The organism is Paraburkholderia sp. RL17-337-BIB-A (assembly GCF_046025895.1).
Lineage (GTDB): Bacteria > Pseudomonadota > Gammaproteobacteria > Burkholderiales > Burkholderiaceae > Paraburkholderia > Paraburkholderia fungorum_C.
Map to the genome: position 1 here is coordinate 662,234 of NZ_JARESY010000001.1, position 14,108 is coordinate 676,341.

Genomic DNA, 14,108 nt, shown 5'->3' on the forward strand with positions numbered 1-14,108 from the left:
CGCGCCCGCCTTAACGAGATATGTGTGAGAATCAATGAGGTGTATCTCGCTCGCCGCATAGTGCTGTTTTCATGCAGCTCGCGGCGCGGCGGGGTTAACCCGCGATTCCGGGTTTTCCGTGTGCATTCGGGCGCGCTTCCAAAGTGATGCAGCGGCGGTTGAAGGCACGCCGTTCCGGGCACCTTTTGCGTGCTTATCACCCGCCTCAAATTGACGTTCTATCGCCCATGAGTTTTCTTGGCATCGACCTCGGCACCGGCTCCCTCAAAGCAGCAATCATCGATGAAAACGGCCGCGAGCTGGCTGCGGCGGGTGTCGCTTATGCACTCGAAACGCCGCATCCGGGTTGGGCGGAAACTTCGGTGGAAACCTGGTGGCGCGCGCTATGCGCAGCGGCGGCGCGCTTACCTGCCGGGTTGCGAGGCGACGTGCAGGCCATCGGCTTCTCCGGGCAGATGCATGGTGTCGTGCTGATCGACGCCGATGGCGAAGCCGTGCGCCCCGCGATGCTCTGGCCGGACACGCGTGCATTGGGCTTGCTCGATCAGTGGCCCGAGCCGCAGCCGAATCCCGTTGCGCCGGGCATGGCCGGTCCCTTGTTACGTTGGATCGTGCAGAACGAACCGCAGTCCGCGCAGAAGACGCGTTGGGCATTGCAACCGAAAGATTGGCTGCGTGTCGCGCTGGGCGGCGCGGTCGCAACCGATCCGTCCGACGCCTGCGCGACCGCGCTTGCCGATCCCGCCGGTGTGTGGGATCGAGCGCTGCTCGAGCGGCTCGAATTACCGCATGAATGGTTTGCACCGCTCGCGCCGTCCTATGCGGCGGGCGGCATTTTGTCGCGGCAAGCCGCGCAGGAACTGGGTCTGCGCGCCGGCATCGTGCTAGCGATCGGCGCTGCGGATACGCCATGCGCGGCACTCGGCAGCGGTCTCGCGCGCGATGGCGACGCGTTACTCACCACCGGCACCGGCGGCCAAATCGTCGTGCTCGCCGAACAGGCGCCGCAAGCGATACGGGGCCTGCATCGCTATCGAGCGGCGAGCGATCACTGGTATCGGATGGCGGCGATGCAAAACGTCGGCGTCGCGCTTGAACGCGTGCGTGGCTGGCTGTCGTATGAATGGGCTGATGCCTATCGGGATGCGTTCGGCAGTGTCGCGAGCGACTTTTCGGGCGGCGCGTTCGGCGGTGCGTCGGGTACTGCGTTCGGCAATGCATCTGTCAGTGCTCCGGGCAACATACCGGACGGCGCGCTCAACGGTGCGTCCAGCGGCGCGATTGGCCATGCATCTGGCAGTGCCACAGGCAACCTGTCGGGTGGTGCCCTTGGCGATGCAACAGGCGCTAATTCCAGCGCTGCGACAGGGCTCACCTTCCTGCCATACCTCACCGGCGAACGTACCCCTTGGCTCAACCCGGCCGCGCGTGGCGGCTGGCTCGGCCTGGCGCTCGATCACACGCGCGGCGCGATGATGCGCGCCGCATTCGAGGGCGTCGCGTTCTCGCTGCGTGCCGGGCTCGACGCGATCCGCGCGAGCGGCGCGACGGTGACGTCATTGAAGCTCGCGGGCGGCGGCTCAGTCGATACGCGCTGGCGGCAATTGCTCGCCGATGCGCTGAACGTTGAACTTCACGCGGTCGATTGTCCGAACGCGGCGCCACGCGGTGCTGCAATTCTCGGCGGATTGGCGAGCGGATATTGGCACGCGGGCGATCTCGTCACACTTGCGCCAGGCGCGACGCGCGTTGCCGGGCCGCAAGGCGATACGGCGCTCGCCGAACGTTATGCGCGCTTTCTCGATTTGTATGGCCGCGTCGAAACATGGTTCGGCAAGGCTCCGTATCCGTAAGCGAACCGATGTTACGTACGAACAATGCCGCGGCGCACTTTGCAATACCATGACGGCTTTCGCGCGCTACATTGTGCGTCGGCACCTTGGTCCCTGCAGCAGCGGCAGAATTGGTCCGCTGCCCGACCCGCAAATTAAGCGCTGCGTCCGATTGGCAGCACGCGGACCGCATTGGTCGACAGTCAACGGCGCGTCGCGCAATATCGCACCGCGACGCGCCACGCATTCACAGTCTCATAGGAGCATTCACGATGAAAACCAAAGCAGCAATCGCATGGAAAGCAGGCGCCCCGTTGACGATCGAAGAAGTGGATCTGGAAGGGCCGCGCGCCGGCGAAGTACTGATCGAAGTGAAAGCGACCGGCATCTGCCACACCGACTACTACACGCTCTCGGGCGCGGATCCTGAAGGCATCTTTCCGGCGATTCTCGGCCACGAAGGCGCGGGCGTGATTGTCGACGTCGGTCCTGGCGTCGGCACGTTGAAGAAGGGCGATCACGTCATTCCTCTGTACACGCCGGAATGCCGCCAGTGCAAATTCTGTCTGTCGCGCAAAACCAATCTCTGTCAGGCGATCCGTTCGACGCAAGGCAAGGGTCTGATGCCCGACGCCACGTCGCGTTTCTCTCTGGACGGCAAGCCGCTGTTTCACTACATGGGCACGTCCACGTTTTCGAACTACATCGTCGTGCCGGAGATCGCGGTCGCGAAGGTGCGTGAAGACGCGCCGTTCGACAAGATCTGCTACATCGGCTGCGGCGTGACGACGGGCGTGGGCGCTGTCGTCTATTCGGCGAAGGTTGAAGCGGGCGCGAACGTGGTGGTGTTCGGTCTCGGCGGCATTGGGTTGAACGTGATCCAGGGCGCGAAGATGGTGGGCGCGGACAAGATCATCGGCGTCGACCTGAATCCGGGCCGCGTCGAGCTGGCGAAGAAGTTCGGCATGACCCACTTCATCAACCCGAATGAAGTGGAAAACGTCGTCGACCATATCGTGCAACTCACTGATGGCGGCGCGGACTACTCGTTCGAATGCATCGGCAACACCAAGGTGATGCGTCAGGCGCTGGAGTGCACGCACAAGGGCTGGGGCCAGTCGTTCATTATCGGCGTGGCGGCGGCGGGCGAGGAAATCAGCACGCGTCCGTTCCAGCTGGTGACGGGCCGCGAGTGGAAAGGATCGGCGTTCGGCGGCGCGCGCGGCCGCACCGACGTGCCGAAGATCGTCGACTGGTACATGGAAGGCAAGATCAATATCGACGATCTGATCACGCATCGCTTGCCGCTCGAACGCATCAACGAAGGCTTCGATCTGATGAAGAAGGGCGAGTCGATCCGCTCGGTCGTGCTGTACTAACGCGCCACTAACGCCGCATCAATGCGGCGCCAATGCAGCACTAATACGGGACCGACCCAGCACAGAAAGGAGCATGTGGATGCTTGAACTATTGTCGTCGCATGCCTGCCATGGCGGCGAGCAGCGGATCTACCGGCACGACTCGCAGACCGTTGGTTTGCCGATGCGTTTCTCGGTGTATCTGCCGCCGCAGGCCTTGCAGGCCAATGCGAATGTGCCCGCGCTGTTTTATCTCGCCGGTCTGACCTGCACCGAAGAAACCTTTCCGATCAAAGGGGGCGCGCAGCGCTTCGCCGCGCAACGCGGCATCGCGCTGATCGCGCCGGACACCAGTCCGCGCGGTGCGGGCGTGCCGGGTGAAAGCGCGGCGTGGGACTTCGGCGTGGGCGCGGGCTTTTACGTCGACGCGACGCAGCAGCCATGGGCGAAGCACTATCGAATGTACTCGTACGTGCGCGACGAACTGCGTGAAACGGTGCTGGCGAATCTGCCGGTGGACGGTGCGCGTCTGGGCATCTTCGGGCATTCGATGGGGGGACACGGCGCGTTAATGCTGGCGCTGCGCAATCCGGAGATCTATCGGTCGGTGTCGGCGTTCGCGCCGATCGCCGCGCCTTCGCAATGCCCGTGGGGCGTGAAGGCGTTCAGCGGGTATCTTGGCGAAGACCGTGAAGCCTGGAAGCAGTACGACTCGAGCGAACTGGTTGCTCACGCATCGCGCAAATTCGCGGAAGGAATTCTGGTCGATCAGGGGCTGGCGGATCAGTTCCTCGCCGAGCAGTTGAATCCGGATGTGTTCGAAGCCGCTTGCAAGGCCGCGGGACAGCCGCTGACCTTGCGTCGTCACGAAGGCTACGACCACGGGTATTACTTCATTTCGACTTTCATCGAGGACCACATCGCGCATCACGCGAAGGTGTTGCTTTGAAGTAGAGAAAGCTCGGAGCAGTAGCGGCGGCATGCAGGTGTGCCGCCGTTACTGCTGGGTTTTGGCCGACCCCGTTTCAACGCCGCCGCAACAAACTCCCGCCATACACCACAGCCGACAGCACGGTGATCCAGAAGCTCGTCGGCCAATCCGTATAGAACGCCAGCGTCAATCCCAGCCACGCCTGCACCAGCGCAAACACGGCGGCGAGCACGAGCCCGGTGGAAAGCCGCGTCGTCATGTTTTGCGCAGCCGCCGCCGGCCCGACCATCAGCGTGAACACCAGCAGCACGCCGACAATCTGCGTGCACGCCGCCACCGCCAGTGCGGCAATCGACAGAAATAGCACCGACACCAGACGCAACGACACGCCCTTGGCTTCGGCCAATTCCGGTTGCAACGAAGCAAACAACAGCGGCCGCATGATCGCCGCAAGCGCCAGCAAACTGACCACGCCCAACGCCGCCAGCACGCCGAGCGTCGACGCATTCACGCCGAGCACGTTGCCGAACAGCAGCGCGGTGACCTGGGTCGCGTACGCGGTGAAGAAGTGCAGAAACAGCAAGCCGAAGCCGAGCGACAGCGACAGGATCACGCCGATCGCCACATCGCGTCCGGCGAGCCGCTCGCCCAGCGCGCCCATGCCGACGCCGGCTGCCAGCGTGAAGCCGATCATCCCCCAGATCGGCGAGATACCGATCAGGACCGCACCGGTCGCCCCGGTGAAACCGACGTGCGAGAGCGCGTGGCCCGCGAAGGTCTGTCCACGCATCACCAGAAAATATCCGACTATCCCCGCCAGCACCGCGACGATCCCCGACGCCGCGAACGCGTTCACCATGAAATCGTATTCAAACATCGTGCGTGTGTCCGTCGCGTGAGTCGTGGGAGTGGGAATGCGAATGGCCGTGCAAGTGGCTGTGGTCGTGCGAATGCGAGTGGGCGTGATCATGGCCGCCATTCTCGTCGTGTTCGTGCTCGTGATCGTGTTTTTCGACTTCGACGTCGCCCGACATCACGAAGATCCGGCCGTTCACGCGCATCACATCGATCGGCGAGCCATAAAGACGCGACAGCACCGGCCTCGTAATGACTTCATCGACCGTGCCGAGCGCGGCGACGCCGCTGCCGAGATACAGCACGCGATCGAGCGAATTCAGCAGCGGATTCAATTCATGCGCCGAGAACAGCACGGCAATGCCGAGTTCCTGCTGCACCCGCCGCACCAGTTCGACCACGCTCTTCTGATGATGCGGATCGAGACTGATCAGCGGTTCATCGAGGAGCAGCAGCTTGGGATTGCCGAGCAGACATTGCGCAAGCAGCAGCCGCTGACGTTCACCGCCCGACAGTTCCGATAACGGCCGCTCGGCCAGTTGACGGCCGCCCACCAGATCGAGCACCCGCTCGACATCCGCGCGAGTCTTGCTGTCCGCGTGGGGTAGGCCCCAGCGGTGTCCATCGGCTGCCATGGCGACGAAATCGCGGCCGCGCACGCGGCGCCCAGCTAGCGCACTGCGCGTCTGTGGCATATAGCCGATCGACGCGTTGCCACGTTCGACCGGCTGCCCCAGCACGCGGATCGCGCCGCTCGCCGCCGGTACGAGACCGAGCACGGCGCGCATCAGCGTGGTTTTGCCCGCGCCGTTCGGCCCGAGCACGCCGATGAATTCGCCCTGGTTCACCACGAAGCCGGTGTCGCGCAGAATCGTGCGGCCGCCGAGTTCGAGCGTCACGTGCTCGAGTTCGAGCACGGGCGCATTGGCGCGTGCGCTGCTTAATGCACTCGTTGATGCATTAGCTGGCGTGCTGCGGCCAGTTTCGTTCATGGGGTTTTTCCTTTGGCGGCGGAAGCCGCCGCATTCGCTCCGCTCGCATCGCCCGCGGCCAGCGCCGTGCCCAGCGCGTCGAGCTGGGTCAGCATCCACGTCTGATAGGTCTTGCCGGCCGGTTCGGTTTCGGTGACGCTCATGGTCGGCACCTTCGATTGCTGCGCGAGCTTCAACATGCGTTTGGTCAGAGCCTCGGTTGCCTGGCTGTTATAGATCAGAACGCGCACGCGCTTTTCGCGCAGATCGCGTTCGAACGCGGCGATATCGGCCGCGCTTGCTTCAGTGTCGTTCATTGTGGCCAGCTGGAAGCGCAGATTGCGCATCGAGAGGCCGACCGCGTCCGACATATAGCCGAACACCGGCTCGGTTGCCGTCACCGGCACGCCGGCGTAGCGGCCATGCAGACCGGCGACTTTGGCGTCGATCGGTTGCAACGAATCGAGAAACTTCGCGAGGTTCGCATCGTACGCCGACTTGTGCGCCGGGTCAGCCGCGACGAGCGCTTCGCTCACCGCGCGCGCCACTTTCGGCATGGTCGCCGGGTCGTACCAGAGGTGCGGATTGTCTCCGCTCTTCTTGCCGACGAGGTCCGCGGCGACGATCGTGGTGCGCTTCGCACCCTTCGAGGCGGCCAGCAGTTTTTCCATCCACGGATCGTAGTCGGCGCCGTTGTAGACCACAAGGCTCGCATGCTGTAGCGCGCGCGCCGTCTTCGGACTGGCTTCGAACAGATGCGGATCCTGGTCCGGATTGCTGAGGATGCTCGTCACGTCGACGCGCTCGCCGCCCAGCTGCTGCACGACGTCACCGTAAAAGTTTTCCGCTGTCACCACCGGGATTTTCGCATCCGCGGCCAACGCGCCATGACTAAGCGTGACGGCAGTAGCAGCAGCCGCGCCCATGGCCATGGCCTTCGACAGCTTCAGCGCACGGCGCGCCCCGTTCAACATCGAGCCGAATTTCTTCATCGTTGTTTCCTGCTGCGTGAAAGTTGAATGAACTACAAACTATGGGCGCGGCGCGCTTTTGCGGTGATGCCGGCAGCGTGCATGGCTTCATGCCGACGCACCGGCCGGCCGCGCCGCGCGGGCGCAGCGTGCGCACAGGCCGCTGAGTTCGACCACCTGGCGGTGCACCTCGAAACCATGCGCTGGTGCGCTATGCGACAGCTGCTGGGCAAGCTCGCCGCCGGGAATCTCGACAGTCGCGCCGCACTCGTCGCACATCAGAAACTGGCTGCTGTGCGGCACGCCGACTTCGCAGCAGGCCACGAACGCGTTCTTCGATTCGATCCGATGAACGAAGCCGTGGGCGAGCAGAAAATCCAGCGCCCGGTAGACGGTAGTGGGCGGCACGCGGCCGCGTTGCGGCTCGAGCGCATCCAGCAACTCATAGGCGCCGACCGGCCGGTCACTGGCGACAATCGCCGCATACACCTGACGACGCAGCGGCGTGAGCGCGAGTCCATGCAGGGCGGCATGCGCCTCCCCATGAGCGAGCCGTACGGCATGGTGTTCTGCAATCGATGTAGCCATCAGCGGACCTCCTGACGAACTGGCAAAGCTTCAAAAGCGAAGCGAGGCCGCAATGATATAACGTATCTCGAATTTTTGCCGGCGGCTTGCACAGAAAGCAGCTTGGCCCTGTTCCATTTCTCGTATTAGTGTTGACCCGAAGCCGCCGCCGCTGTGATTGGGTCCTGCCGCGCTGCACCATCGAAATCTGGCCGAGCGCCTTGACATGACCCGGTCCGTATCCGATCATTCGATCACAAACAGAGCAATTGTTCGCGCAATGAGCGTTCGCTCACTGCGCTTCAAGAAGCGAAACGAACCGGAGACGAGCAGTGGCGGCACGATTGCAAGACAAGGTGGCCATTCTGACGGGCGCGGCAAGTGGAATCGGTGAAGCCGTGGCCAGGCGCTATCTGGACGAAGGCGCGCGCTGCGTGCTGGTCGATGTGAAGCCGGCGAACAGTTTCGGCGCTTCGTTGCTCAGCGCTTACGGCGATCGCGTGCTGACCGTCAGCGCCGACGTGACGCGCCGCGAGGATATCGAACGTATTCTTGCCAGCACGCTGGAGCGCTTCGGCCAGGTCGACATTCTGTTCAACAACGCGGCGCTCTTCGATATGCGCCCGATTCTCGACGAATCATGGGACGTGTTCGACCGCCTCTTCGCGGTCAATGTGAAGGGCATGTTCTTCCTGATGCAAACCGTCGCCCGCAAAATGGTCGAGCAGGGCCACGGCGGCAAGATCATCAATATGTCGTCGCAAGCCGGGCGGCGCGGCGAGGCGCTGGTGTCGCATTACTGCGCAACCAAAGCCGCCGTACTCAGCTATACGCAATCCGCCGCGCTCGCGCTCGCGCCGCACCAGATCAACGTGAACGGCATCGCGCCGGGTGTCGTCGATACGCCGATGTGGAACGAGGTCGACGCGCTCTTCGCCCGTTATGAAAACCGTCCGCTCGGCGAGAAGAAGCGCCTGGTGGGTGAAGCGGTGCCGCTTGGCCGCATGGGTGTGCCGGACGATCTGACCGGCGCTGCCCTGTTTCTCGCGTCGGCGGACGCCGACTACATCACCGCGCAAACCCTGAACGTGGACGGCGGCAACTGGATGAGCTGAGTGGATCACAGCGTGGATGAGCCGCACCCGCGTTACCCATCGTCATTTTCGTAGAACAAACGCAGCACCATATAACGTACGAGAAAGGAGACAACACATGAAACCAGCCCTCAAATCCGCACTCAAGGCGGTCAGTGCCGGCGCAGTCGCGTGCTTCGCGCTGCAGGCTCAGGCGGCCACGGTGACCATCGCCACGTTGAACAACCCGGACATGATCGAGCTGAAGAAGCTCTCGCCCGCTTTCGAGAAGGCGAATCCGGACATCAAGCTCAACTGGGTGATTCTCGAAGAAAACGTGCTGCGTCAACGCGCTACCACCGACATCACCACCGGCAGCGGCCAGTTCGACGTGATGACGATCGGTGCATACGAAACGCCGCAGTGGGGCAAGCGTGGCTGGCTCACGCCGATCACCAATCTGCCCGCCGATTACGATCTGAACGACGTCGTCAAGACGGCCCGCGACGGTCTCTCGAGCGGCGGCCAGTTGTATGCCTTGCCGTTCTACGTCGAAAGCTCGATGACGTATTACCGCAAAGACCTGTTCGCGGCGAAGGGCCTGAAGATGCCGGATCAGCCCACCTATGACCAGATCGCGCAATTCGCCGACAAGCTCACCGACAAAGCCAACGGCATGTACGGCATCTGCCTGCGCGGCAAGGCGGGCTGGGGCGAAAACATGGCGTACGGCACGACGGTGGTGAATACCTTCGGCGGCCGCTGGTTCGACGAGAAGTGGCAGGCGCAGCTCACGTCCCCGGAATGGAAGAAGGCGATGACCTTCTACGTCGACCTGTTGAAGAAAAATGGTCCTCCGGGAGCCAGCTCGAACGGCTTCAACGAAAACCTTACGCTGATGTCGTCGGGCAAGTGCGCGATATGGATCGACGCGACGGTGGCGGCCGGCATACTCTATAACAAGCAGCAGTCGCAGATTGCCGACAAGGTCGGTTTTGCCGCGGCGCCGATTGCCGTCACGCCGAAGGGTTCGCACTGGTTGTGGGCCTGGGCGCTGGCGATTCCGAAGTCCTCGAAGCAGGCGGACTCGGCCAAGAAATTCATCGCGTGGGCCACGTCGAAGCAGTACATCGAACTGGTCGCGAAGGATGAAGGCTGGGCCTCGGTGCCGCCGGGAACGCGCCAATCCACTTACGCACGTCCTGAGTACAAGCAGGCCGCACCGTTCGGCGACTTCGTGCTGAAGGCGATCGAAACGGCTGATCCGGACCATCCGACGCTCAAGCCGGTGCCGTACACCGGTGTGCAGTTCGTCGGGATTCCTGAGTTCCAGTCGTTCGGCACGGTGGTCGGCCAGAGCATCTCCGGCGCGATTGCCGGTCAGATGACGGTCGATCAGGCGCTGGCAGCCGGCAACGCCACTGCGGACCGCGCGGTGAAGCAGGCTGGTTATCAGAAGTAAGCAGCACTGCCAGTACTGGAACGTAACGTGAAACGCGCCGGCTGACACCCGTCAGCTGGCTCACGCAGCACAGCGGGCCGTCCCCGCCGCGCCTGCCTCGCGACATCGAGTGGTGTCGTGGCGGCTCCCGCGGTTCCGGCTCCGGCTCGAGCCGGACAGCCCGCGCATTACCGAACAGGTGGCCAATCATGCGTCCTCTGCACCTACCTCTCATGCATGCCCATCCCCAGACAGAAAAAGAAAGAGAAATCCGTAAAGCCAATTCCGCCCGCTGGCTAGTCTCGCCCTCGGTCGCGGTACTCGTGCTGTGGATGGCGATTCCGCTGGCGATGACGATCTGGTTTTCGTTCTCGCGCTACAACCTGCTGAATCCGGATCTGAAAGGCTTCGCCGGTTTCGACAACTACAAATATCTCGCCAGCGATCCGTCGTTTGGCCCGTCGATCGGACACACGCTACAGCTGATCATCTCCGTGCTGGTGATCACTGTGGTTGGCGGCGTGCTGATGGCGATTCTGTTCGACCGCAAGTTTTACGGTCAAGGCATTGCGCGGCTACTAGCCATCGCACCGTTCTTCGTGATGCCGACTGTGAGCGCGCTGATCTGGAAGAACATGATCCTGCATCCGGTGTATGGCCTGATCGCTCAGGGCATGCGCGCGATCGGCATGCAGCCGATCGACTGGTTCGCCGAGTATCCGCTCACCGCGGTGATCATGATCGTCGCGTGGCAGTGGCTGCCGTTCGCGTTCCTGATTCTGTTCACCGCGATCCAGTCGCTCGATCAGGAACAGAAGGAGGCGGCGCGCATCGACGGTGCGGGTCCGTTCTCGATGTTCTTCTACATCACGCTGCCTCACCTGAAACGGGCGATTGCAGTGGTGGTGATGATGGAGACGATTTTCCTGCTGTCGATCTTCGCCGAAATTTATACGACCACGGGCGGCGGTCCGGGCACCGCGACCACCAATCTGTCGTACCTGATCTATTCGCTGGGTCTGCAACAGTTCGACGTCGGTCTCGCTTCGGCGGGCGGCATTCTCGCTGTCGTGCTGGCCAATATCGTGTCGTTCTTCCTTGTGCGGATGCTCGCGAAGAACCTGAAAGGGGAGTACGAAAAATGAGCCACGTTGCCTCTACCCCGGCGTCGAGCACGGCGCCCATGACTGTGCCGGCGAAGTCGCCGTTCGCCGCGATTCGTCGCGGTATTCCTGGCCTGATTGCGTGGCTGGTCGCCCTGCTGCTGTTCTTCCCGATCTTCTGGATGACGATCACCGCGTTCAAGACGGAGCAGCAGGCCTATTCGTCGTCGCTATTCTTCATTCCGACGCTCGATAGCTTCCGCGAGGTGTTCGCCCGCAGCAATTACTTTTCGTTTGCGTGGAATTCGATCCTGATCTCGGTGGGCGTCACGGTGTTGTGCCTGTTGCTTGCCGTGCCGGCGGCGTACGCGATGGCCTTCTTTCCGACGCGCCGCACGCAGAAAGTGCTGCTGTGGATGCTGTCGACCAAGATGATGCCGTCGGTCGGCGTGCTGGTGCCGATCTATCTGCTGTGGAAAAACAGTGGCTTGCTCGACACGGTCTCGGGTCTGGTGATCGTCTACACGCTGATCAACCTGCCGATTGCGGTATGGATGTCGTTCACGTACTTCGCGGAGATTCCGCGCGACATTCTCGAAGCAGGACGGATCGACGGCGCGGTGACGTGGCAGGAAATCGTCTATCTGCTGATGCCGATGTCGCTGCCGGGGCTCGCCTCCACTGCGCTGCTGCTGGTGATCCTGTCGTGGAACGAAGCGTTCTGGAGTATCAACCTGTCGAGTTCGAACGCCGCGCCGCTGACCGTGTTCATCGCCTCGTATTCGAGTCCTGAAGGTTTGTTCTGGGCCAAGCTCTCCGCGGCGTCGCTGCTCGCGGTGGCGCCGATTCTGATCGTCGGCTGGCTGTCGCAAAAGCAACTGGTGCGCGGCCTTACGTTCGGGGCGGTCAAATGACGGCAGGCACGATTGCAGGCGCGAGTGCCTTGAATTTTGTGCTGATCTGCGATTGCGACGGCGTGCTGATCGACAGCGAAGCCGTGGCGGCGCGCATGCTGGTGCACGAACTCGAAGCGCGCTGGCCCGATGCCGATGTCGAACCGGTGGTGCTGCCGCTGCTCGGCCTGCGCATCGAAAAGGTCCTGCAAGGCACGGCGGCGCAACTTGGTCAGCGCCTGAGTGCCGAGGATATCGATGCGATTCGTCGCGCGGTGGAGGCGGCGGCGATGCAGGCACCCACAGTCGAAGGGATCGAGACCGCGCTCGCGCAGGTGCCGCTCACCAAAGCATGCGCGAGCAACAGTTTCCGGCCGTATGTGGAGAAGGTCCTGGCGCGCACGGGGCTCGTGAAGTTTTTCGGCGACCGGCTGTTTTGCGCCGATGCGGTGCCGAATCCGAAGCCCGCGCCCGATGTCTATCTTGCCGCGGCGCATGCCTTCGGCCTCGCGCCGTCCGCTTGCCTCGTGGTGGAAGACAGCGTGACAGGCGTGACGGCCGCGGCCGCGGCCGGCATGACGGTGCTGGGCTTCATCGGCGGCGGTCATGCGAGTGACGCGCAGATCGATGCGTTGCATGCAGCGGGCGCGCGTCATGTATTCGACGAAATGTTGCAGTTGCCGGAACTGGTCGCGCAATGGACGCTGAGCGCGACAGCAGCGGCGCCGTAAGCGCGGCAGTTCAAAGCAGATGGGCGGCGAATGAGCAGGATCTGAAGCGCACATCGAGAAGCGAATCAACGCAGCTGCTGAAGAAACGGAAGCACCGGAAGTACCGTAAGCCACTGACACAGCTGAAGCACTGGATAGCAACAGACAGCAACACACGGAGACACATCATGGCAAGCGTAACTCTGCGCAACATCAGAAAAGCCTACGACGACAACGAGGTGATGCGCGACATCAACCTCGACATCCTGGACGGCGAATTCGTCGTGTTCGTGGGCCCGAGCGGTTGCGGTAAATCGACGCTGATGCGGATGATCGCCGGCCTCGAAGACATCAGCGGCGGCGACCTGACCATCGACGGCACGCGCGTGAACGACGTGCCGCCCGCCAAGCGCGGCATCGCGATGGTGTTCCAGTCGTACGCGCTGTATCCGCACATGACGCTGTACGACAACATGGCGTTCGGCCTGAAACTCGCCGGCACCAAGAAGCCGGAGGTCGACGCCGCCGTGCGCAACGCGGCGAAGATCCTGCACATCGACCATCTGCTCGATCGCAAGCCGAAGCAGCTCTCGGGCGGTCAGCGCCAGCGCGTCGCCATCGGCCGCGCGATTACGCGCAAGCCGAAGGTGTTCCTGTTCGATGAACCGCTATCGAATCTCGACGCCGCGCTACGCGTGAAGATGCGCCTCGAATTCGCGCGTCTGCATGACGAGCTGAAGACCACCATGATCTACGTGACGCACGATCAGGTCGAAGCCATGACGCTGGCCGACAAGATCGTGGTGCTGTCGGCGGGCAACGTGGAGCAGGTCGGCAGCCCGACCATGCTTTATCACGCGCCGGCCAATCGCTTCGTCGCCGGTTTTATCGGCTCGCCGAAGATGAACTTTATGGACGGCGTGGTGCAATCGGTCACGCACGACGGCGTCACGGTGCGCTACGAAACCGGCGAGACGCAGCGCGTCGCGGTGGAACCGGGCGCGGTGAAGCAGGGCGACAAGGTGACGGTCGGGATTCGCCCCGAGCATTTGCACGTAGGCTCGACGGAAGACGGCATCTCGGCGCGCACCATGGCGCTCGAATCGCTCGGCGACGCCGCCTATCTGTATGCGGAATCGAGCGTTTCGCCGGATGGCCTGATCGCGCGGATTCCGCCGCTCGAACGGCACGCCAAGGGCGAGATGCAAAAGCTCGGCGCCACGCCGGACCACTGCCATTTGTTCGACAGCGAAGGAAAAGCATTCCAGCGCAAGATCGTCGAAGTGCTGGCCGCGTGATGAAGTGATCAGGAAAGCGGCGGGCGCGCCGCTTTCCGCGCAATCACATTGCGACCGGTACCGCGGTGGATAACGCATCGCAAACAAGTCCTGCCAGGACGCCGT

The 14,108-nt window shown here is 62.8% G+C and carries 13 protein-coding genes; 9 read left to right on the plus strand and 4 right to left on the minus strand.

The genetic code is table 11. From position 1 onward, the window contains the following. Positions 1-227: 227 nt before the first annotated feature. From P0D84_RS03130 to fghA, 3 genes are all read left to right on the plus strand, one after another. Positions 228-1,853, plus strand: a complete 1,626-nt coding sequence (locus P0D84_RS03130; RefSeq protein WP_408332360.1) for a xylulokinase — start codon at positions 228-230, stop codon at positions 1,851-1,853. A 251-nt stretch (positions 1,854-2,104) separates the two neighbouring features. Then, on the plus strand, positions 2,105-3,211 hold the full coding sequence (locus P0D84_RS03135) for an S-(hydroxymethyl)glutathione dehydrogenase/class III alcohol dehydrogenase (protein WP_028197996.1): 1,107 nt from the start codon (positions 2,105-2,107) through the stop codon (positions 3,209-3,211). Between the two features lie 79 nt (positions 3,212-3,290). Next, positions 3,291-4,139: an S-formylglutathione hydrolase gene (gene fghA, locus P0D84_RS03140; RefSeq protein ID WP_408332362.1), complete on the plus strand. Its 849-nt coding sequence runs from the start codon at positions 3,291-3,293 to the stop codon at positions 4,137-4,139. A 76-nt stretch (positions 4,140-4,215) separates the two neighbouring features. On the opposite strand, the gene P0D84_RS03145 is transcribed toward fghA, so the two are convergent. The 4 genes from P0D84_RS03145 to P0D84_RS03160 form a co-directional block, all read right to left on the minus strand. Further along, positions 4,216-4,998, minus strand: coding sequence for a metal ABC transporter permease (locus P0D84_RS03145; RefSeq protein WP_179734094.1), 783 nt, complete (start codon positions 4,996-4,998; stop codon positions 4,216-4,218). After that, positions 4,991-5,968: an ABC transporter ATP-binding protein gene (locus P0D84_RS03150; RefSeq protein ID WP_408332364.1), complete on the minus strand. Its 978-nt coding sequence runs from the start codon at positions 5,966-5,968 to the stop codon at positions 4,991-4,993. Before P0D84_RS03150 ends, P0D84_RS03145 begins: the two co-directional genes overlap by 8 nt. After that, complete coding sequence (locus P0D84_RS03155; RefSeq protein WP_408332366.1) at positions 5,965-6,939, minus strand: metal ABC transporter solute-binding protein; 975 nt, start codon at positions 6,937-6,939, stop codon at positions 5,965-5,967. Before P0D84_RS03155 ends, P0D84_RS03150 begins: the two co-directional genes overlap by 4 nt. An 87-nt stretch (positions 6,940-7,026) precedes the next feature. Further along, on the minus strand, positions 7,027-7,494 hold the full coding sequence (locus P0D84_RS03160) for a Fur family transcriptional regulator (RefSeq protein ID WP_408339638.1): 468 nt from the start codon (positions 7,492-7,494) through the stop codon (positions 7,027-7,029). Positions 7,495-7,817: 323 nt separating this feature from the next. Here P0D84_RS03160 and P0D84_RS03165 point away from each other — a divergent pair, with 323 nt between their 5' ends. The 6 genes from P0D84_RS03165 to P0D84_RS03190 all read left to right on the plus strand — a co-directional run bounded on the left by P0D84_RS03165 (position 7,818) and on the right by P0D84_RS03190 (position 14,003). Further along, positions 7,818-8,600, plus strand: coding sequence for an L-iditol 2-dehydrogenase (locus P0D84_RS03165; RefSeq protein WP_408332368.1), 783 nt, complete (start codon positions 7,818-7,820; stop codon positions 8,598-8,600). Positions 8,601-8,697: 97 nt separating this feature from the next. Next, positions 8,698-10,020 (plus strand): ABC transporter substrate-binding protein, encoded by a 1,323-nt coding sequence (locus P0D84_RS03170; RefSeq protein WP_408332370.1) that lies wholly within the window; start codon positions 8,698-8,700, stop codon positions 10,018-10,020. A 188-nt stretch (positions 10,021-10,208) separates the two neighbouring features. After that, a complete protein-coding gene (locus tag P0D84_RS03175) occupies positions 10,209-11,144 on the plus strand; it encodes a carbohydrate ABC transporter permease (RefSeq protein ID WP_408332372.1) in 936 nt (311 codons plus the stop codon). A 38-nt stretch (positions 11,145-11,182) separates the two neighbouring features. Further along, positions 11,183-12,016 carry a carbohydrate ABC transporter permease gene (locus P0D84_RS03180; protein WP_408339640.1) on the plus strand — a complete coding sequence of 278 codons (834 nt, stop codon included), beginning with the start codon at positions 11,183-11,185 and terminating at the stop codon, positions 12,014-12,016. Then, the gene (locus P0D84_RS03185) at positions 12,013-12,726 is read left to right on the plus strand and encodes an HAD family hydrolase (protein WP_408332374.1); all 714 of its coding nucleotides are present in this window, start codon (positions 12,013-12,015) and stop codon (positions 12,724-12,726) included. Before P0D84_RS03180 ends, P0D84_RS03185 begins: the two co-directional genes overlap by 4 nt. Before the next feature lie 167 nt (positions 12,727-12,893). After that, on the plus strand, positions 12,894-14,003 hold the full coding sequence (locus tag P0D84_RS03190) for an ABC transporter ATP-binding protein (protein WP_408332376.1): 1,110 nt from the start codon (positions 12,894-12,896) through the stop codon (positions 14,001-14,003). Positions 14,004-14,108 lie beyond the last annotated feature (105 nt).